The organism is Leekyejoonella antrihumi (assembly GCF_007845645.1).
GTDB lineage: Bacteria > Actinomycetota > Actinomycetes > Actinomycetales > Dermatophilaceae > Leekyejoonella > Leekyejoonella antrihumi.
In genome coordinates, this window is the sequence record NZ_VCQV01000021.1 from 39,953 (window position 1) to 59,913 (window position 19,961).

Sequence of the window (19,961 nt, forward strand, 5' to 3'; positions counted from 1 at the left end):
GTGTCACCCCTGCAAAGGATCGGGTCCGTCGCATCTTATGCGCCAGACGGCTCACGTGCGAGTATCAACCTCTAGTTGACCGTGACCACCGCTCAGCGCAACGCCAGGCGTTCGAGAATGATGGGGCCCAGCTGGGTGATGTCACCCGCGCCAACGGTCAGCACCAGGTCGCCGCGTTGCGCCACGGCCAGCACCGCCGCGACTGCCGCGGCGCCGTCGGGCACGAAATCCACCTGACAGCCGGTGACCCGGTCGCTGATCAACCGGCCGCTGACTCCCGCGACCGGTTCCTCGCGCGCGCCATAGACATCCATGACGAGGGCGACGTCGGCCAGCGAGAGCGCCCGCGCCAGACCGTCCGCCGCATTGCGGGTGCGGGAGTACAGATGCGGCTGGAACAGCACGATCAGTCGGCCGCCGTCTCGCAATGCGAGACCGGTGCGGATCACGGCCTCCAGCTTGCCGGGGTTGTGAGCGTAGTCGTCGACGACTCGCACCCCCGCGGCCTCACCGCGCGGCTCGAACCGCCGGCTGGTGCCGGCAAACTGTCCCAGCCCCGCGAGCACCCGCTCGGCCTCCAGACCGAGACCCTCGGTGAGGGCAAGGAGCACACCGGCCGCGTTCAGGAGGTTGTGCAGGCCCGGCACGGCCAGTCGCAACGCGAGAGTGCGACCGTCTGGCATCCGCAGCGTGGCGTGCCAGTCCAGTCCGGTGCCTCGTTCGGCGACGATCCGCAGGTCGGCGTCGCTCGCATGTCCGTAGGTCAGCGCCCGCCGGCCGCCTTCCTGCACCGCCTCGGCGAGGGCCGCACTGCCGGGGTCGTCCGCGCAGGCGACCAGAAGACCACCGGGGCGGATCGTCTCCGCGAACGTGGCGTAGGCCGAATGCATCGTGGCGCTCGTGCCGTAGAAGTCGAGGTGGTCGTCCTTGATGTTCGTGACCAGAGCGATCTGCGGGTGATACACCACGAACGACCCATCGCTCTCATCTGCCTCGACCACAAACGAACGCCCGTGCCCCACAGCCGAGTTGGCGCCGATGCCGGCGATCGGCGCACCAATAGCGAACGATGGGTCGGCCGCGCAGGCACGCAGCGCGATCACCGTCATGGCGCTCGTCGTGGTCTTGCCGTTGGTGCCCGCCACCGCAATGCCGTCGGCGTCGGCCATCACCATCGCGAGCGCCTGCGCCCGGTGGAGCACCGCAAGGCCACGCCGCCGCACCTCGGCCAGCTCGGGATTGTCCTCGTGAATGGCCGAGGACACGACGACGAGGACGTCGTCTCGCAGCTGTGCGGCCGTCTGCGCCGTGTAGCCGACAGTCACCGTGGCACCGGCGGCCCGCAGGTCCTCCAGGACTGCCACCTCGACGTTGTCGGACCCACTCACCAGCACGCCGCGGGCCAGCAGCAGCCTGGCAACACCCGACATTCCCGAACCACCGATGGCGATCAGGTGCACCGCAGGCACCCGATCGAGCGAGGGCAGCGCCGCGGCGAAGTCGAACCGGTCATTGACACCGTCGGTCATCGGCTCGGGTTCCTTGCAGGTGACAGCTCCGCAGCACGATCGATCATGGCGACCAACGCCTTGTCCGCGTCCTGGTGACCCAGCCCGCGCGTGGCATCGCACATCCGCTGCAGTCGTGCGCGATCCAGGGCGAGCGGAATGATCTCGCGCTGGACCCACTGCGCGGTGAAGTCCGCGTTGTCGACCATCAGCGCGCCGCCGACTCGCACGACGCCCTCCGCGTTGAGTCGCTGCTCACCGTTGCCGATCGGCAGCGGCACGAAGACCGCGGGCAGTCCGATCGCCGCCGTCTCGCACACCATCCCCGCTCCGGCTCGGGTGACCACAAGATCCGCCACCGCGTAGCAGAGCTCCATCCGCTCGGCGTACGGACGCACGACGTAGGGCGCCTCCCCCGTCGCAGACGTGCCGGGATCGAACTCCTTGCCGCGACCGGTGATGTGCAGCACCTGCACACCTGCGGCGCGGACCGCGCTCACGCTCTGCGCGAACGCGTCGTTGATCCGCTGGGCGCCGCTCGAGCCTCCGGTCACCAGCACCGTCGGGTAGCCGTCCGCAAGACCGAGCCGGGACAGCGCCTCGACGCGAAGAGCGGCCCGATCCATCGTGGTGATCTCGGTGCGCAGTGGCAGGCCGACGACCTGCGCATGCGCGAGCTTGGTGGCGTCGAACGTGGTCGCGACATGCGTGGTGAACCGCGCACCGAGTCGGCTGGCGAGACCGGCGCGAGCATTCCCCTCATGCACCACGATCGGCAGGTGTCGGCGACGGGCCGCGAGGTAGGCGGGTGGGCTGACGTAACCGCCGAATCCCACCACCACGTCGGCCCGGACGTCGTCGATGAGGTGCCCCGTCTGGGAGATCGCCGCTACCAGGGCGGCCGGGAACCTTGCTGCGGCCGCATTCGGCCGTCTCGGGAAGGCCACCTTCGGGATGAGTCGCAGGTCATATCCCCGTGCGGGCACGAGGGTCTCCTCGAGGCCTCCGCGCGTGCCGAGCACGGTGATCCGCACGGCGCCGTCCTGGTCACGAAGCGCATCGGCCGTGGCCAGAAGCGGTGCGATGTGCCCCGTGGTGCCTCCGCCCGCCAGCAGGATCGACCGCGGGTGACGGGAGGTCAGGCTCAACGGGAGGCCTTTCGGGTCGGCAGGACTGCCATCGTCCGTCGAATCAGGCTGGGACGGGCGGCAAGGGCCGCCTTGCACTCGGGCTCATTGCGTGCGAAGGCTATGAGTATCCCCAACGCCAACAGCGTCGTCACCAGCGCCGATCCGCCCGAGGACACCAGGGGCAGCGGCACACCGATGATTGGCAGCAGACCGATGACCGAGCCGATGTTGATCATCGCCTGGGCGAGGATCCACACCATGATGCCGGCGGTGGTCAGGCGCACGAACATGTTGCTGCTGTTCACGATCATGCGGTAGCAGGCATACCCCAGCGCGAGGTAGAGGGCCAGCACGACCAGGGTTCCCGGCAGTCCGAGCTCCTCACCGATGATCGCGAAGATGAAGTCGTTGTGTGCCTCCGGCAACCATGACCACTTCTCACGGCTCGCGCCCAGTCCGACACCCCACCACCCGCCATCGGCCATGGCATACAGGCCATGCACCTTCTGGTAGCAACCCGTGGTGTTGGCGTTGATGCAGGTGCCGAGCCAGGCGTCGATGCGGCCGGTGCGGTTGCCGCTGGTCACCACGGCAGCCATCACCCCGGCGAAAGCCAACAGCCCGAAACCGGCGAACACCCGCATCCGCACGCCGGCGACGAAGAACATGGCCGCCGCGATGGTTAACAACACCATGGTGGTGCCGAGGTCGTGGCCGAGCAGCACGAGCCCGAACAACAGTCCGAGCAGTGGCGCCAGCGGCAGCAGGACGTGGCGCAGCTGGCCCAGCAGCGCCCGCTTGTGGGCAAGGACCATCCCAGCCACGAGGACGACCGCGAGCTTGCCGAGCTCGGAGGGCTGGAACGTGAACCCGCCGACACCGATCCAGTTGCGGTTACCGTTCACGGTGCGGCCGAGCCCGGTGAACACCATCAGCTCAAGGAGGATCGCCACAGCGAAGGTGGGTAGGGCCAGAATTTTCCAGATGCGCACGGGCACTCGGCTGGCGATCATTGCCCCGATCACCCCCAGCACGGCGAACATCGCCTGGCTCTTGAAGACCGTGAAGGATGAGCCGCTGTCCACGTAGGACGTGACGCTCGATGCGGACAGCACCATGATCAGGCCGAACAGCAGCAGCATCGTGCTCGACCCGAGGAGCAGGTAGTACGGGGCGATCGGCGACTCGAGCCGTTCACGAACGTCCTGCAGGTGCCACCGTTCGTCGGTGCGGGACGTGCTCGCCGCGGTCACGCGTCGCCGTCCGCGGTCATCTCGCGCACGGCCTGCGCAAACGCGTCGCCGCGGGCGCCGTAGCTGTCGAACATGTCAAGGGAGGCCGCGGCGGGTGCCAGAAGAACGACGTCTCCTGGCTGCGCCAGGGCCGCCGCTGCCTGCACCGCTTCCCGCATGGCTCCAGTCTCGGTGCTGTCGATGTCGACCAGCGGGATATCGGGCGCGTGTCGCCTTAGTGCCGTGGCGATCTCGGCTCGATCCACGCCGACCAGGACCGCACCGCGCAGTCGCCCGACGACCGCGGCCACCAGCGGGTCAACGTCGGCGCCCTTGAGCTGGCCGCCGGCTATCCAGACGACGTGGTCATACGCGCTCAGCGACGCCTGCGCGGCCGGCGCATTCGTCGCCTTCGAGTCGTCGACCCAGCGAATCTGGTTGTGGGTCAGCACTGTCGCGGCCCGATGCGGCTGCGGCACGTAGGCCCGCAAGCCATCACGGACCGCCGACGGCGCGACGCCGTAGGCACGTGCCAGGGCGGCGGCGGCGAGCGCGTCGGCGACGTAGTGCGCCGCGGGATCGGCGCCGCCGTGCCCCGTGAGGTCGGCGACCTGGGCCAGCTCTGCCGCGCTGCTCGAGCGGTTCTCGACGAAGGCGCGATCGGCCAGCACACCATCGACCAGCCCGAGCATCGAGGGCGCGGGAATGCCGAGCGTGAAGCCGATGGCGCGCGCTCCCTCGACGACCTCGGCGTCCTCGACCAGATGCTCGGTCGTGGGGTCATCGACGTTGTAGATGCAGGCGATCTGAGTCCGCTGGTAGATCTTGCCCTTCATCCGCCGGTACTCGTCGTACGAGCCGTGCCAGTCGAGGTGGTCGGGCGCCACGTTGAGGCAGCAAGACGCATACGCCGAGATGCTGCGGGACCAGTGCAGCTGGAAGGTCGACAGCTCGACGGCCAGCACGTCGTAGGGCTCGGGGTGCAGCACGGCCTCCAGCAGCGGCCGACCCACGTTGCCCGCCGCCACTGCACGCAACCCGGCAGCGCGCAGGATGCTCTCGAGCATGGTGACCGCGGTGGTCTTGCCGTTCGTGCCGGTGATCGTGAGCCACGGCGCCGCGCCGGCGCGGGCGCGCATCCGCCAGGCCAGCTCCACCTCGCCCCAGACGGGCACGCCGGCGGCCGTGGCGGCGACCATGAACGGGTGGCGCGGCGGTATGCCGGGCGAGGTCACCACGAGGTGAGTCCCCTCCGGCGGCGTGCGCTGGTGCTCTTCACCGAAGTGAACCTGTGCCCCCAGCACCTCCAGAACCTTGGCCCGTTCGAGGGCTGCAGGTGTGCGGTCCCGTGCCAGAACGGTCACGTCGGATCCGCGCTCGAGCAGGGCATCGGCAGCAGCGAACCCGCTGAGCCCCAGGCCCATCACGACGATCGACAGTCCGGACCAGTCCGCACCCTCATGGGTCAGGTCACGCGCACCCTCGAGCGGTTCGTACGCCGGGTCCACAGCCCACAACCCCCCGCTTGTCATTTCGGGGCCCCCGCGAAGTATCGGAGCGAGTTTGCGAGCGGAGAACTTCGTGGGGTTGCTGTCATACTCCAACGACCCACTCGGCGTAGAACAGCCCGAGGCCGAGGGCCACGCACAGACCGGCGATGATCCAAAAACGGATCACCACGGTGATCTCATTCCAGCCGACCATCTCGAAGTGGTGGTGCAGCGGGGCCATGCGGAAGATGCGCTTGCGCCGTAGCTTGAACGAGCCGACCTGCAGGATCACCGACACGGTCTCCAGCACGAACAGGCCGGCGAGGATCACCACCAGCAGCTCGGTCCGCGTCGTGATGGCCAGTCCGGCAAGGGCCCCACCCAGAGCCAGCGAGCCGGTGTCACCCATGAAGATCTTCGCGGGTGTCGCGTTCCACCACAAGAATCCGAAGCAGGCGGCCATCACGCACGCCGCGACCACTGCGAGGTCGAGCGGGTCACGCACCTGGTAGCACTTGTTGCTGAAGTGGTACTCGCAGTTCTGGTTGTACTGCCAGATGCTGATCAGCGTGTAGGCGCCGAACACCATGACGCAGGCGCCGGTGGCCAGCCCGTCCAGGCCGTCTGTCAGGTTCACCCCGTTGCTGGTGCCGGCAATCATGAGGTTCGCCCAGAGCACGAAGAGCAGCACACCGACGGCAGTGCCGGCGAAGGCGAGATTGACCCAAGTGTCACGCACGAAGGAGATGCTGAAGCTTGCCGGGCGGCGCCCCCCGCTGTCCGGAAACTTGGTTGCCAGGATGGCGAACACCACGGCGACCGCGGTCTGTCCGATCAGCTTCTGGTATGACCGCAGGCCCAGCGAACGCTGCCGGGAGATCTTGATCCAGTCGTCGGCGAACCCCACGAGCCCCAACCCGACCATGAGGAAGAGGACGAGTATTCCGGACACGGTCGGAGCCGACCAGGTCACCAGATGCGCCAGTGTGTACCCGAGGACGCTCGCCACGATGATGATCGCCCCGCCCATGGTCGGGGTGCCTCGTTTGGTGTGGTGGGTCGTCGGCCCGTCATCACGCACGAACTGGCCATAGCTCTTGCGGACGAGGAACGTGATGAAGACGCGGGTGCCGAACAACCCCGTGGCCAGTGCGACGAGGGCGCCGATCAGCACAACCTTCACGACGCCACCTCCCCGCCGGCCTCGGTAACCAGACGGTCGCCAAGGTACCGCAGCCCGGAGTCACGGCTCGACTTGAGCAGGACCACGTCTCCCGGGCGGAGCCGGTCGGCCAGTAGGTCGTGCGCGGCGGCGACGTCGGCCACCTGCTCGACGTGCACCGCACTACCGGCCGCTCCTGAGGCAATGCCCCGGGCACCGTCACCGACGACGATCAGCTGCCGCACGCCGAGCTCCGCGACGATCCGGCCCACCTCCTGATGCGCCTCGGCGGACATCTGCCCGAGCTCGCGCATCTCGCCGAGCACGGCGATCGTGCGACGGCCCGCGCCCATCTGCCCGAGGGCGCGCAGCGCGGCCGCCATCGACTGCGGGTTCGCGTTGTACGCGTCGTTGACCAGGGTGACGTCATTCGGGAGCCGGTGCACCTCCATACGCCACCGGCTGACGGCCCGGGCGGACGCCAACCGGTCGACGATCAGGTCCATCGGCAGCTCGAGCGCCCGCGCGGCCGCGATGACGGCAAGGGCATTACCCACCTGATGCGCGCCGTGCAACTGGAGGCGCACCGCGGCGCGCTCCGCCCGGCCGACGACCGTGAAGGAGGGTCGGCCGACCTCGTCCAGACGCACCTCGATCGCCCGCAGGTCCGCGTCTGCCCCGATCCCGACACGCACCACCCGCGCCGCGGTCTCGGCGGCCATCGCGGCGACCCGGGCGTCGTCCACGTTCAAGATCGCGACCCCGCCCTGAGGCAGCGCGCGAACGAGCTCGGCCTTGGTGCGAGCAATGGCCTCGACCGAACCGAACTCCCCCACGTGCGCGGCGCCCACGTTGAGCACCACCCCGATCTGCGGGGGCGCGATTCGCGTGAGGTAGGCGATGTGCCCGACACCGGAGGCACCCATCTCGGCGACCAGATACCGGGTGGAGCCGGTCACTCGGCATACCGTGAGCGGGACTCCGACCTCGGAGTTCAGCGAACCGATCGGCGAGATCGTCTCCCCGTGACCTTCCAGGACGTGGCCGAGCATGTCCTTGGTCGACGTCTTTCCCGAGCTGCCGGTGATGCCGATGATCTGCAGATCCGAGCAGCGATCGACGACGCCGCGGGCAAGCTGCGCGAACGCCTCCTGGACGTCCGGGACCACGACGGTGGGCATCTCGGCAACGGGTCGCAGCCCGAGGGTGGCGACGGCGCCCGCCTGCGCGGCGGAGGAGGCGTACTGATGACCGTCGGCGTGCTCACCGATGCGGGCGACGTACAGGCTTCCCGGCTGCGCCTCGCGGGAGTCGCTCACGACCGGGCCGTCGACCAGCACGTCAGGTCCATGGAGCGCGCCGCCGGTGAGTTCGGCGATCGTGGTGAGCTGCAGCGGGATCATTTCTTCTTCGAGGCCGATGGATCGAACGTGAAGGGGTAGGGCGCGGGCTTGGTGGTGCTCGGCGGCACGTGACCCTCGTGCAGCGCGTAGGACATGATCTGCGAGAACACCGGGCCGGCGACGTTGCCGCCGTAGATGCTGCCTCGTGTCGGGTCCTGCACCGTGATCGCCACGATGTACTGCGGGTGATTCGCCGGTGCGAAGCCGATGAAGGACGCCGTCGTGCCGTTGTACCGCCCCAGCTGGGGGTCGTATCGGTTTGCGGTGCCTGTCTTCCCGGCGACGTTGTAGCCGTCGACGGCGGCCATGGGGGCCGTGCCCTTGGCCGTCACGACGCCCTCCATCATCCGGGTCACCTTCGCCGCGACCGCGGGCGACACGACGCGCACGGCCTTGCGGCTGTCCGTCGGCGTCGTCCACCCACCGGCAGCGTCGCCGATCCCGGAGACCAGCTTGATCGGCTCGCGCACTCCGCCATTGGCGATGGTCTGAAAGACCGCGGCCTGCTGGATCGCGGTGACCGCGTAGCCCTGCCCGTACAGGACGGTATAGCGCTGCGTCCCACTCCACTTCGAGGGCTGGCTGAGGATCCCACCGGACTCCCCGGGGAAGCCCACCCCGGAGAGTCGGTCCAGGCCGAACTTGCGCATGTAGCTGTAGAGGGTGTCTGGCGAGATGCGCGAACCTGCCAGCATGGTGCCCATGTTGGAGGACTCGCCGAGAACACCGGCGAGAGTGAGGTTTTCAGTGCCGTGCGGTTCCGAGTCATGGAAGGTCGTGCCCGCCCTGGTCAGCGTGGGCGGCACGACGACGTGCGTCAGCGGCGTCGCCTTCTGCTGCTGCAGCAGCGCGGACATGGTGACGATCTTGCCGGTCGAGCCCGGCGCGTACACCTCGGCGAACGGCCGCGACTGAAGATAGTTGGGGGCACTCGCCATGTCGTTGTTGTCGAAGCTGGGGTAGGACGCCACGGCCTTCAGATTGCCCTGCAGGTCCATGACCACCGCATCCGCGGACACCGCCTTGTACTTCTTCACGGCCGCCGCCATCGCGTTCTGGGCGTACCACTGCAGGTCGTTGTCGATGGTGAGCTTGATGTTCTTGCCGTTCACCGCCGGGGTGTCGCTGTTGTCTCCGGAGGCAATCACGGTGCCGTCCGGAGCCTGCTCGTAGGTGTGCACGCCCGGCTTGCCGTTGAGCGCCGTGTTCTCCATCTGCTCGATTCCGCCGCCGCCGGTCCCATCGGCACTTACCCAGCCGACGAGCGGGGCCACGCTGGTGCCCTGCGGATATTCCCGCTGGCTGGTCTTGACGCCGAAGATCCCGGGGATCCCCAGGGCCGCGATCTTGCTCCACTGCGCCGGTGCGATGTCCTTGATCACGTAGGTGAAGCGCGAGTTGATCTTGCTGGCCGCCTCCAGCGGCGCCAGCAGATCCGCCGGCTTGGCGCCGACGATCTGGGCGATGTCCTGGGCGGCACCGGCCAGCCCGACCTTCTCCTGCTTGCCATTGACGAGCTTGGTGTAGTCGCGCGTCAGGGTGGCGTCTGCCGTCACCGTGCGCCGCTCGACGCTGTCCGCGAGGACAACACCCCCGGAGGAAACGATCTGACCCCGCAGGGCCGGCACCGTGACGTGCGCCAGTCGGCTGTCCAGGGCCTGCTTGGACATCGACGCCGACTCGATGCCCTGCACGCGAAAGAGCTGTGCCACGAACAGGGTGAAGATGAACAGGCTCACAATGAAAAGGACGCGGCCTCGACGCCCCGGGTTGCCGATGCCGAGCTGCACCGGACGCCGTGGCCCACGCGGCGCACCGTTGCCGGGCCTGCCCGCCGGCTTCCGCGGTGCGGATCTTTTGGCGTCCGACCCCGCGATGCTACGCGCCCGGTGGGTGCGCGACCCGCTACCGGCCGATGCGCTCGACGACTTCCTGGTCGGCCTCTGCCCGGTCGTCCTGGGAGCCGAGGACACACGACGCCCTGGTGTTGCGGGTCGGCGGGGCTGGGTCACAGGTCACCTCGATGTCTTCTTCGGGTTGGTCTTCGGGTTCTGGCTCGACCTGGACTTGTCGGAAGCGCCCTTGGCCGATGGCTTGCTCGTCGTCTTCGGAGTTGAGGTGGTGCCTGACTTGCTCTTTGCCTTGCTGTCCTTCGCCGTGCTGTGGGCCGCACCGTCCGTCGACGGCTTCTTCGCGGGCTTCGGCTTGACCGCCACGAGGCCGGCGGAGGCCGCCGCCTGAGCGGCTCCCGCCGCCTGCGAAGCGGGTGTCGTCGGAAGCGTTCCCACCGTAAACGGTCCAGCCTGCGAGGAGTCCTTCGCCACGCCGAGCACCTTGCCATCCGACTTGCGGACGTACCGAATCTTGCTCGCCGGACGAAGTCCGAGGGACTGCGCCTTGAGCGCGAGCTGCTGCGGGGCGCTCACGTTGTCCAGGTCCGATTGCAGCTCCTGCTGGGTGTCCGACAGGGTGTTGGACTGCGCCTGCAGCCGGTCCATCGTGAAGGACTGCTGGGCCCGCACAGTGTTGAGCAGGAGCAGCACGACCAGACCGCTGACGAGCAGCAGCAGACAGGCCACCACGAAACCGACCCCTTCGGTCGCGTGGGTGTCGGCCGGCTGCACGACGCGCAGGCGAGGGGTCGCCTGCTGGGCCTTCGGATGCGTCGTGGACGGGCGCGCCGGACGCGTCCGCTGTCGAACCGCGGTCTGCTGGCTCATGATGTCGATCCCTTCGTCGAGCGAACTCGGGTGGCGGCGCGCAGCCGGGCGGATGCTGCACGCGGGTTGTCGAGGGTCTCCTGCGCGGTCGGGGCCTGCCCGCCGCGGACGAGAAGCTTCAGGTAGGGGGCCTGCTCAGGCAGTTCGACCGGCAGCCCCGGGGGCGCCGAGCTGGTGGCGCCGGCGGCGAGGACACGCTTGGCGATGCGGTCCTCCAGTGAGTGATAGGACAGCACCGCGACCCGACCACCGACGCACAGGTGGTCGATCGCACGAGGAAGCGCGGCACGCCACGAGTCGAGCTCTCCGTTGACCTCGATGCGCAGGGCTTGGAAGGTGCGCTTGGCCGGGTGGCCGCTGCTGCGCTGTGACGCGGCGGGTATGCAGTCCCGCAGCAGCTCGACGAGCCGCCCCGATGTCGACCACGGCGTCTCCTCCCGCTCTCGCACGACGGCGCGGGCGATACGTCGAGCGAACCGCTCCTCGCCGTACTCCCGCAGGATCCGTTCGAGCTCGGCCACCGGGTAGGTGTTGAGGACGTCGGCCGCGGTGCGGCCGCTCCCCTGGTCCATCCGCATGTCCAGTGGTGCGTCCTTGCTGTAGGCGAAACCCCGGTCGGCTTCATCCAGCTGCAACGAGGAGACCCCGAGATCGAAGAGCACCGCGTCGACCTCATGCACGCCCTGCTCGTCGAGCCGGTCGAACGCCTCGTCGTAGACGGCATGCACCGGACGGAACCGATCGGCATACCCGCCCAGTCGCTCGCCGGCCAGCGTCAACGCCTCGCCATCCCTGTCGACGCCGTACGCGGTCGCCTCGGGGCATCGGTTCAAGATCGCCTCGGTGTGCCCGCCCATTCCGAGCGTGCCATCCACGAAGACCGCGCCGGGTCGCTCGAGCGCCGGCGCCAGGAGCTCGACGATCCGTTCGCGAAGCACCGGGGTGTGCCGCAGTTCGGCAGACCCTCGGCTCGAGCTCATGAAGTCACCTTTACGGAGCAGTCGTGCGGCGGCGGGCGGATGAAGAGTTTGCGATTCCATTGCAGGAGAGGTTGAGTCCCGGGAGACTGTTCTGACTCTAGGTCCCCAGCCGCTCTCTCGCCGGACGACGCTCCGACACCGGGGAAGTGTGTCGGCCCGTTGTGCGCGACGAAGCGGATGGAGGCCAAGTGTCAGAAGAGCCCGCCAGGGATCACCTCCTCACCCTGCTCGGCGAAGTCGTCCTCGGTGGCGGCCAGGAAGTCGTTCCACGAGGTGGTGTCCCACACCTCGATGCGATTCCCGGTCCCGATGACGGTGCACTCGCGCTCCAGCCCGGCATACTCACGAAGCACGGATGGCACCGTGACCCGTCCCTGCTTGTCCGGGATCTCGTCGGACGCCGCCGACAGCAGCACCCGCTGGAAGTTGCGCACTGCCCGGTTGGTCACCGGCGTGTTGTTCAGCTCGACCGCAAGACGTTCGAACTCGACCAGCGGAAAGACATAAAGGCACCGTTCCTGCCCTCGGGTGATGACCAGCCCACTGGCGAGCTTGTCGCGAAACTTGGCCGGCAGGAACAGCCGACCCTTGTCGTCCAGGCGTGGATGGTGAGTCCCCAAGAACATCGGTTGCACCTCCCGCCCTGACCACAATTGCTCCGTCGTTCACCAGCGCGCACCACTTTACTCCACTTCTCACCACATGTCGCCTCATCTTTGCCCGACAGCCCACGCAACCCGGCAAAGTTGCTGGTCAGAGTCGTGGAGCGGGGTGGAGGATCGTCGCTCGGCCCACCTCCGCAATCCCGTGTTCCGCACCGGTAGCGCCGACGCCGGCCCCGCCCGGCCGGCATCGAGCGCCGCGATCGGCGCCCCGAACGCCGTGCCGTGGGGCGAAGTGGAGCAGCCGAGGGAGAAATGGTCCCGCCGCGAGCACCTGGTGCCTACTCTGGATAGGCACCGTCCCGGTGGGTTCATGACCTGCTCCGACATCCGATCAGGCAGGATCGAGGCATGCACTCATTTGCAGGCGAGAGACCGGGTCCGAGTTCGCAGCTGCCGCCGATCGGGCTGGATGAGGTTCGAGAGGTAGCCGCGGCCATCCACCAGGGCGTCTCCTGCGTCATCGAGGGCAAGCCGGAGGTCATCCGTACCGCGGTGATCGTGCTGCTTGCCCAGGGCCATCTGCTTATCGAGGACGTTCCCGGTGTGGGCAAGACCATGCTCGCCAAGGCACTCTCCCGCTCCATCGACTGCCGGATGCGACGAGTGCAGTTCACCCCGGACCTGCTACCCAGTGACATCACGGGGGTCAGTGTCTTCAACCAGGACTCGCACGGCTTCGAGTTCCGTCGCGGTGCGATCTTCGCGAACATCGTCGTCGGTGACGAGATCAACCGCGCCTCCCCCAAGACGCAGTCCGCACTGCTGGAGTGCATGCAGGAGAGCCAGGTCACGGTGGACGGGACCACCTACGAGCTCGACCAGCCGTTCATGGTGATGGCGACCCAGAACCCGATCGAGATGGAAGGCACCTTCCCGTTGCCCGAGGCGCAGCGCGACCGGTTCATGGCACGCATCTCGATGGGATACCCGACCCCCCGCTCCGAGATCGCGATGCTGGAGACCCACGGGCAGGGGCATCCGCTGGATGACCTGCAACCGGTCACCGACGCCGCGACCATCCGCAGGCTGGCCGAGCGTGTCTCGACGCTCTATGCCAGCCCGGCTCTGCGGCAATACATCGTCGACCTCGTCACGACAACGCGAAGCTCCCCCGCGCTCCGCTTGGGTGCGTCTCCTCGCGCCGCCCTCCAGCTCCTGCGTGCCTCTCAGGCACTGGCGGCCCTGGAGGGCCGAGACCACGTCATACCCGAGGACGTTCAGCAGCTGGTCGGCCCCGTTCTGGCGCATCGCGTCATCCTGAGCAGCGACGTTCAGCACCTCCACCGCCGCACCGAGGACGTGCTCGGCGAGCTCGTCGCGCACCTGCGGGTACCCACTGCCTCGCGCTCCCAATGATTCGTCACCGCAACAGCTCCCTCACCCAGCGTGGCCTGGTCTTCATCTCCGGCGGCGGGACCTTGGCCATCGGCGGTATCGTGCTCGGCTACGTCGACATCGCGCGGGTCGGGATGCTGCTCGTGGTGCTGCCCCTGCTCACGTTGCTGCTCAGTCGGCGTCGCTCCCCCGACGTGGAGGTCACCCGCGTCGTCGAACCCGCCACCCTCCTACCCGACCAGCGCGCCCAGGTCAGCGTGACGTTCCGCAACCCAGGGCGCCGTGCCACCAGGCTGTGCCTCGCGGAGGAGCGGATCGACTACGTTCTCGGTGACCGGCCACGCTTCATCCTTCCCGCCCTCTACCCCGGTGCGGCGCGCCGACTGACGTATGTCGTGCGCAGCCACGTGCGCGGGCGACACCATCTCGGCCCCATCCGGTTGCGCGAGACCGACCCGTTCGGCCTGACGACGGCGGCCCGTGAGATCCGACAGGTCGACGAGGTCCTCGTGCTTCCACGGGTCGTGCCACTCGGGGCGACCAAGCCACCGGGGTCGGGAGTGGGCAGTGAGGGCGAGGTCCCGCAGATGATTGCGCTGCACGGCGCCGAAGACGTCAGCATCCGCGCCTACCACGACGGTGACGACCTGCGGAAGGTCCACTGGCCGGCCACCGCGCACCGCGGTGAGCTGATGGTCCGCCAGGAGGAGCAGCCCGCGCGGCGATCGGCCGTGCTGCTGCTGGACAGTCGGGCCTCAGGGCACCAGGGCAGCGGCACCCGCAGCTCATTCGAGTGGGCAGTCAGCGCCGCCGCCTCGATCGCCGTCCGACTCGACGAGCTGCAGTACTCCACCCACCTGGCCACCGTGGAGACCCTGTCAGCCGAGCTGATCGACGCCGCCGCGCCGGCCGGGGACATCGTCCGATGGCTCGCGGTCGCGGGTCCCGATGAGGACCTTCAACACGAAGTCCTGGTGAACCACACGGCGGAGGTCGTCCGACTCGGTGCCATCGTCGTTGCCGTTCTGACCGACCTCGATGACGGCCGTGCGGCCCAGCTCGCCGGGCTGCGACAGGCCGGGGCGGCCGGGATCGCGCTCATCCTCGACACCCACAGCTTTACGCACCCGAATGCCGAGACCAGCCTCGCCGCGGATGGGCTCCGCGGTCAGCTGGCCGGCGCCGGATGGCGAGTCGTCATCGTTCGCGGCGACACGGGAATCTTGGCGGCCTGGGCGACCGTGAGCAGCCGCAGCCTGCTCCGAATGGGCGCCCTATGACTCGCGCGCGCGTCACCGAGGGGTTGCTCGCGGCACTTGGCACCCTTGCCGCGGCCTGGCCGCTCACCACGCTGCTGACCGGCGAGCACTGGTTGTGGAGACTGATCCTGTTGGTCCTGCTGGTCAGCGGCCTGGGCATGGCCGCCCGCGCGACCGGCACCGCCCGGGGGGTCGTGGTCCTCACTCAGGTCACCGGGCTCCTGCTTGTCGTCTTCCTGCTGGACCTGGAGCAGCACCTCGGCATGCACGCGCTCGCCCAACAGATCGCGGGCCTCATCGAGGATGCCAACCACACCCTCGTGACCTATACGGCCCCCGCGCCGGTCACTCCAGGGCTCGAGTTCGTCCTGTCTCTCATCGTGCCGACTCTCGCCATTGCGGTGGACCTGCTGGCCGTGACCTTCCGCCGGCCCGCGGCGGCCGGGATACCGCTGCTTGGCGTGTTCATGCTGTCGGCCTCGAATGCGGCCACCGGCCTCAACCCCGCATACTTCGTTGCCGTCGCCGTCATCTGGCTGTCCATGGTGGCCCACGGAAGCAGCCGGCAGATGCTCAGCTGGGCCTCCACCCGCGCCCGACCGTCGACACCGATGACCTTCGAGAACCGGTTCAACATCTCGGGGCATGCCGCGCTGGCCCGGGGGCTCGGGGTCGCCAGCCTGGTGCTGGCCCTGGTCCTACCCGCCGCGTTGCCGAGCTCCACGCCGCACTTCTTCGCCAACGGCCTGAGTCGCTCCACCGACTCGGGTGGATCTGGGCCGGGGTCGATGTTCGGCAGCGAGGCGGACATCGCCAAGGACCTGCGGGCCCAGGGCACTGCTCCCGTGCTGGTGTTTCGGACCAACGACGCCAGCCCTCCACCACTGCGCGTCCTGGCTACGAGCAGGTATACCGGCGGCCAGTGGAACCTGCGGCCGCCGTCGACCCATCTGGTCCGGGGTCGTGACAACACGAAACTGCAGACCGATGGCACCGCCACGACGGCAGCAAGCCAGACCTACTCCCTGCAGGTGAGCAGCAGCACGATCGGCGCGCCCCAGTTTGCGGCGCCCTTCCCCGTTCGAACCGCGAACCTCGGGTCCGTACCGTGGAGGTTCGACGGCTCCACCGGACAGATCGTGCCCTCCGGACCGGCGAGTTCCTACTCGCTCACCTACGAGCGCCTGGGCGACGACGACCAGCCAAGCGGCAGCGGCGGGCGACCGAACGCGGCCGATGAGCTGGCTTTGCCCACGGAGGCCCGCGCGCGCGTCGTGGCTCTGGCCGAGAAGATCGGCGGACGGACGTCGTTCGACTCCGCGATCGCGATCCAGGACTATCTGCGGTCGGGGTCGTTCACCTACTCGCTGTCCTTGGCGCCTCGGCGGAAGGCCTCCGACGGGCGGCCTCTGGACCCCCTGAGCAACTTCCTGGTCACCCGCAAGGGCTACTGCATCCAGTTCGCGACAGCCATGATCATGCTCGCCCGCGCAGATGGCATCCCGGCACGGCTGGCCGTCGGGTTCCTCCCCGGCCAGCAGGACTCGTCCGGTGCGTATCACGTCGTGAAGTCGGATGCCCACGCCTGGCCGGAGCTGTGGTTTCCCGGTATGGGATGGACCCGGTTCGAACCAACACCGGGAGCGCGATCCGGCGCCCCCCCGTTGTACGCGATCCCCACACAGCCGGATCAAGCCTTGTCATCGCCGAGCCCCAGCGCGTCGGCCCCGACGCCGAGCAGGCGTGCTCCCGTGCTGCCCGCTGCACCGACCTCCCACGCGACAACGGACAGCGGGCTCGGCGTGTGGTCCACCGTCGGCATCGGGGTGCTCGTCGCGCTGGTGATACTGCTGCTCCTGCTGATCCTTCCAGGCTTGGCATGGGCTCGTCGGCACAGGATCGTCAGCGGATCCGCCGGCCGAACGAACCGGCTGGAGGCGGAGTGGACGGTCCTGCAGTCCCGACTCGACGACCTCGGGATCGCCGCGCCGGACGATCGCTCCCCGCGTGCTCTTGAGGACTACTATCGCCGCCGTGGTGAGCTGGGGTCGCCACGCGACGATGATGCCCTGCACCGCGCGGCCCGGACGCTCGAGCGGGCCCGTTACGCGCCACCAGGCGATCGGCCACAGTCGTTGGCAAAGGACTCTCAGGAGGTCCTGCGCCAGGTTCGCGCGGGCGTCCCCTCCGGTCAACGGGTGAAGGCCTGGTTGCTGCCGGCCACCGGACGCCGCGCCGTCAGCGGCGCCCTCCGGGCGGTCGCCGCCCTGCCGACCCGGCTACTTCGCCGCCGTCGTCCGGAGTAACGGTCTCGGGTTGCCGCTGGTCCACGCCTCGTCGAGATCGCAACACTCGGCCCTAAAACGCCTCGGAAGGGCTGGGAATTGCGATCTGGATGGCGGGTGGCGCCGAAAACTGCGATCTCAGTGCGGTAACGAGGGGCCCGCGGCTACCGGCGCGGACTCCGAACCGTCAGTCGAGAACCCTTGTTCTCAAGAGTTTGGACCGTCATGGCGAGCGCTGTGCAACAAAATATCCCGGAACTGAGTTCGTGGTCGCCTCAGTAGCTGAGGTGGCAGAACAACCCGAGGTACTGCACGTCGCCGCTGCTGGGGAGGTCGTTGGTCGAGCCAGCGGGCGGTGCAGGTTCTGGTAGTTCGACCACGCTCGCAGTTCGGTGAGAAACCTCAGACAGTCTGCGTGACTCGGGTGGTTGTAGTTCGACGGAGAGGTCGGAGTCGGCGGCCCTCCCCGGGCGAACCCGTTGGCGTCGCGCCGGACCGGGGTCGGCCCGGCGACCTGCTGACCGCCAGATCCTCGGTAGGTGACCATGCGGGAGGTGAATCGGGCGTCCGTCGTGAGGGTGATGACCATGCTGGCCGGCGAGATCTCATAGGACGTGCCGTCGGATGCGGTGACCAGCCAGTCGCTCGAAGTCCACACCACGTCGTCCACTTCGACGGACTCACCGTTGGCCGGTGTCAGGCCTCGGTAGTAGGTGCGCCCCGCCGATGTCCGGCAATGGGAGAAGTGAGCAGCGGTGGTTCTGCCCAGAGCAAGTGCAACGTCAGTGAACTTGCAACCGGACGCACCACCGACGGTGGCCGTCTTGGCCTGCGCATTCTTGGACGCCTGCGGCGTCACGCGGCGGGGCACTCGGTCCACTAAACCGATGTCTGGACCAGCAGCGCTGTGCTACCCAAGACGATGCAGGCCAGACCCTGACAAAGTGGGTCTGACCTGCATCGATGCCGACTTTCGGCGAGACTGCTCAGTCGAGGTAGTCGCGCAGCACCTGCGAGCGGGACGGGTGACGCAGCTTGCTCATCGTCTTGGACTCGATCTGCCGGATCCGCTCACGGGTCACGCCGTAGACCTTGCCGATCTCATCCAGCGTCTTCGGCTGCCCGTCGGTCAGGCCGAACCGCATGGACACAACCCCGGCCTCCCGCTCGGACAGCGTGTCGAGCACGGAGTGCAACTGCTCCTGCAGCAAGGTGAAGGACACGGCGTCAGCAGGCACCACGGCCTCCGAGTCCTCGATCAGGTCACCGAACTCGCTGTCGCCGTCCTCACCGAGCGGCGTGTGCAAAGAGATCGGCTCGCGACCGTACTTCTGGACCTCGACGACCTTCTCCGGGGTCATGTCAAGCTCCTTGGCGAGCTCCTCCGGGCTGGGCTCACGGCCCAGGTCCTGCAGCATCTGACGCTGCACCCGCGCGAGCTTGTTGATGACCTCGACCATGTGGACGGGGATGCGGATCGTGCGTGCCTGGTCGGCCATCGCGCGCGTGATGGCCTGGCGGATCCACCAGGTGGCGTAGGTCGAGAACTTGTAACCCTTGGTGTAGTCGAACTTCTCGACCGCACGGATCAGACCCAGGTTGCCCTCCTGAATCAGGTCGAGGAAGAGCATGCCGCGGCCGGTGTAACGCTTTGCCAGCGACACGACCAGCCGCAGGTTCGCCTCAAGCAGGTGGTTCTTGGCGCGCTTGCCGTCCTGCGAGATCCACCACAGCTCGCGCTTGAACTTCATGTCGATCTTCTCGCCGGAGTTCAGCTGCTCCTCCGCGAAGAGCCCCGCCTCGATGCGCTTGGCCAGCTCGACCTCCTGCTCGGCATTCAGCAGGGCAACCTTGCCGATCTGCTTCAAGTAGTCCTTGACCGGGTCCGCGGTCGCGCCCGCCGTGACCACCTGCTGAGCGGGAGCGTCGTCGTCCTTGTCCTGCCGGATGACGAAGCCACCGGTCTCGGACTCCTCCTCCGCCTCGCCCGCCTTGGTTGGCGACTCGTCGGACTCATCGTCCTCGTGGTCCTCGTCGGCGACCTCGACGTCGGCAGCCTGCTTGCGCCCGCCGCGCTTCGCGGTCTTCTTGGCCGGGCGACGGGGTGCCGACCCACCTTCCGCGGCCGCAGCGTCGGCCGCTGCACGGGTCGTGGTCTTCTTGGCCATCGCCTTCTTGGCAGCGGCCTTCTTTGCCGGTGCCTTCTCGACGGCCGACTCATCATTCTGGTCGGCCGACTTCTTGGCCGCGGCCTTCGTCGTCGTGGGCTTCTTGGTCGCGCTCTTGCTCGTGGTGTTACGGGTGGCCGATGAGCGGGCGGTCGTGGAGGCAACCGCTCGCTGCGCCGTTTCCGGGTCCAACGTGATCATCACTCCCTGCTCCTCGAGCGCACGCAGCACCGTCTTCATCCGCTTCGGCGCGATCTGCGCGCTCTCCAGAGCGGACTTCAATACGGAACTGTCGACGGAGCCGTTCGCATGCCCGTTCGCGAGCAGATCTTTCAGCACGGGATGGCTGAACTCTGCCGGGAGGACGGGCACAGAGGGGGGGTTCGACACGGACGTCACCAACTACCTTCCAAAGCTGTCGGATCGCGGTGTCGGGCACACCACGACATTGCCGCCATGGGGTGACGGCTACCGAGGTTGGGGCTTTCTGCAACGCGCCGGGCGAGGGGGTCCACTCTCATCGGCGGGTGCGGTGCCTCCATTATAAAACGATCCAGCGGGCGATTCATTCCATCAGGTCCACCTAAGTGCCCTTCGGCACAGCGGTCTAGGCCCGTTCGTGCG

At 68.1% G+C, this 19,961-nt stretch carries 15 protein-coding genes; 3 read left to right on the plus strand and 12 right to left on the minus strand.

The annotated features are described in order from the left end of the window. Positions 1-92: 92 nt before the first annotated feature. From murC to mraZ, 10 genes are all read right to left on the minus strand, one after another. Complete coding sequence (gene murC / locus FGL98_RS14745) at positions 93-1,529, minus strand: UDP-N-acetylmuramate--L-alanine ligase (RefSeq protein ID WP_146317764.1); 1,437 nt, start codon at positions 1,527-1,529, stop codon at positions 93-95. After that, the gene (gene murG / locus FGL98_RS14750; protein WP_146317766.1) at positions 1,526-2,656 is read right to left on the minus strand and encodes an undecaprenyldiphospho-muramoylpentapeptide beta-N-acetylglucosaminyltransferase; all 1,131 of its coding nucleotides are present in this window, start codon (positions 2,654-2,656) and stop codon (positions 1,526-1,528) included. The genes murC and murG overlap by 4 nt, the downstream gene beginning before the upstream one ends. Continuing rightward, a complete protein-coding gene (ftsW, locus tag FGL98_RS14755; protein ID WP_146317768.1) occupies positions 2,653-3,891 on the minus strand; it encodes a putative lipid II flippase FtsW in 1,239 nt (412 codons plus the stop codon). The genes murG and ftsW overlap by 4 nt, the downstream gene beginning before the upstream one ends. Then, positions 3,888-5,402 carry a UDP-N-acetylmuramoyl-L-alanine--D-glutamate ligase gene (gene murD / locus FGL98_RS14760; protein WP_146317770.1) on the minus strand — a complete coding sequence of 505 codons (1,515 nt, stop codon included), beginning with the start codon at positions 5,400-5,402 and terminating at the stop codon, positions 3,888-3,890. The genes ftsW and murD overlap by 4 nt, the downstream gene beginning before the upstream one ends. 61 nt (positions 5,403-5,463) lie before the next feature. Then, positions 5,464-6,543 (minus strand): phospho-N-acetylmuramoyl-pentapeptide-transferase, encoded by a 1,080-nt coding sequence (mraY, locus tag FGL98_RS14765; protein ID WP_146317772.1) that lies wholly within the window; start codon positions 6,541-6,543, stop codon positions 5,464-5,466. After that, positions 6,540-7,925: a UDP-N-acetylmuramoyl-tripeptide--D-alanyl-D-alanine ligase gene (locus tag FGL98_RS14770; protein WP_146317774.1), complete on the minus strand. Its 1,386-nt coding sequence runs from the start codon at positions 7,923-7,925 to the stop codon at positions 6,540-6,542. Before FGL98_RS14770 ends, mraY begins: the two co-directional genes overlap by 4 nt. After that, positions 7,922-9,664 carry a peptidoglycan D,D-transpeptidase FtsI family protein gene (locus tag FGL98_RS14775; protein ID WP_246136563.1) on the minus strand — a complete coding sequence of 581 codons (1,743 nt, stop codon included), beginning with the start codon at positions 9,662-9,664 and terminating at the stop codon, positions 7,922-7,924. Before FGL98_RS14775 ends, FGL98_RS14770 begins: the two co-directional genes overlap by 4 nt. A gap of 276 nt (positions 9,665-9,940) precedes the next feature. After that, the gene (gene ftsL, locus FGL98_RS14780; RefSeq protein ID WP_146317778.1) at positions 9,941-10,645 is read right to left on the minus strand and encodes a cell division protein FtsL; all 705 of its coding nucleotides are present in this window, start codon (positions 10,643-10,645) and stop codon (positions 9,941-9,943) included. Next, the gene (gene rsmH, locus FGL98_RS14785; RefSeq protein WP_146317780.1) at positions 10,642-11,625 is read right to left on the minus strand and encodes a 16S rRNA (cytosine(1402)-N(4))-methyltransferase RsmH; all 984 of its coding nucleotides are present in this window, start codon (positions 11,623-11,625) and stop codon (positions 10,642-10,644) included. Before rsmH ends, ftsL begins: the two co-directional genes overlap by 4 nt. A 191-nt stretch (positions 11,626-11,816) precedes the next feature. Then, positions 11,817-12,251: a division/cell wall cluster transcriptional repressor MraZ gene (gene mraZ, locus FGL98_RS14790; RefSeq protein ID WP_146317782.1), complete on the minus strand. Its 435-nt coding sequence runs from the start codon at positions 12,249-12,251 to the stop codon at positions 11,817-11,819. 387 nt (positions 12,252-12,638) lie between these two features. Here mraZ and FGL98_RS14795 point away from each other — a divergent pair, with 387 nt between their 5' ends. From FGL98_RS14795 to FGL98_RS14805, 3 genes are read left to right on the plus strand one after another with little or no spacing between them, the layout of a single operon-like run. After that, positions 12,639-13,646, plus strand: coding sequence for an AAA family ATPase (locus FGL98_RS14795; protein WP_146317784.1), 1,008 nt, complete (start codon positions 12,639-12,641; stop codon positions 13,644-13,646). Further along, positions 13,643-14,905: a DUF58 domain-containing protein gene (locus FGL98_RS14800; RefSeq protein WP_146317786.1), complete on the plus strand. Its 1,263-nt coding sequence runs from the start codon at positions 13,643-13,645 to the stop codon at positions 14,903-14,905. The genes FGL98_RS14795 and FGL98_RS14800 overlap by 4 nt, the downstream gene beginning before the upstream one ends. Beyond that, on the plus strand, positions 14,902-17,190 hold the full coding sequence (locus tag FGL98_RS14805) for a transglutaminase TgpA family protein (protein ID WP_186526185.1): 2,289 nt from the start codon (positions 14,902-14,904) through the stop codon (positions 17,188-17,190). Before FGL98_RS14800 ends, FGL98_RS14805 begins: the two co-directional genes overlap by 4 nt. A gap of 202 nt (positions 17,191-17,392) precedes the next feature. On the opposite strand, the gene FGL98_RS14810 is transcribed toward FGL98_RS14805, so the two are convergent. Together FGL98_RS14810 and FGL98_RS14815 are read right to left on the minus strand one after the other, a co-directional pair. Beyond that, positions 17,393-18,040, minus strand: a complete 648-nt coding sequence (locus tag FGL98_RS14810; RefSeq protein WP_146317790.1) for a hypothetical protein — start codon at positions 18,038-18,040, stop codon at positions 17,393-17,395. A 115-nt stretch (positions 18,041-18,155) separates the two neighbouring features. Beyond that, entirely contained in the window at positions 18,156-19,727 is a 1,572-nt protein-coding gene (locus tag FGL98_RS14815) for an RNA polymerase sigma factor (RefSeq protein ID WP_146317792.1), read from the minus strand. Between the last annotated feature and the right edge of the window lie 234 nt (positions 19,728-19,961).

Bases quoted from the DNA above. Each gene is read 5' to 3' on its own strand.
- rsmH (WP_146317780.1), bottom strand. From the start codon at position 11,625: ATGAGCTCGAGCCGAGGGTCTGCCGAACTGCGGCACACCCCGGTGCTT.
- FGL98_RS14770 (WP_146317774.1), bottom strand. From the start codon at position 7,925: ATGATCCCGCTGCAGCTCACCACGATCGCCGAACTCACCGGCGGCGCG.
- FGL98_RS14805 (WP_186526185.1), top strand. From the start codon at position 14,902: ATGACTCGCGCGCGCGTCACCGAGGGGTTGCTCGCGGCACTTGGCACC.
- mraZ (WP_146317782.1), bottom strand. From the start codon at position 12,251: ATGTTCTTGGGGACTCACCATCCACGCCTGGACGACAAGGGTCGGCTG.
- murC (WP_146317764.1), bottom strand. From the start codon at position 1,529: ATGACCGACGGTGTCAATGACCGGTTCGACTTCGCCGCGGCGCTGCCC.
- FGL98_RS14795 (WP_146317784.1), top strand. From the start codon at position 12,639: ATGCACTCATTTGCAGGCGAGAGACCGGGTCCGAGTTCGCAGCTGCCG.
- ftsL (WP_146317778.1), bottom strand. From the start codon at position 10,645: ATGAGCCAGCAGACCGCGGTTCGACAGCGGACGCGTCCGGCGCGCCCG.
- murD (WP_146317770.1), bottom strand. From the start codon at position 5,402: ATGACAAGCGGGGGGTTGTGGGCTGTGGACCCGGCGTACGAACCGCTC.
- FGL98_RS14800 (WP_146317786.1), top strand. From the start codon at position 13,643: ATGATTCGTCACCGCAACAGCTCCCTCACCCAGCGTGGCCTGGTCTTC.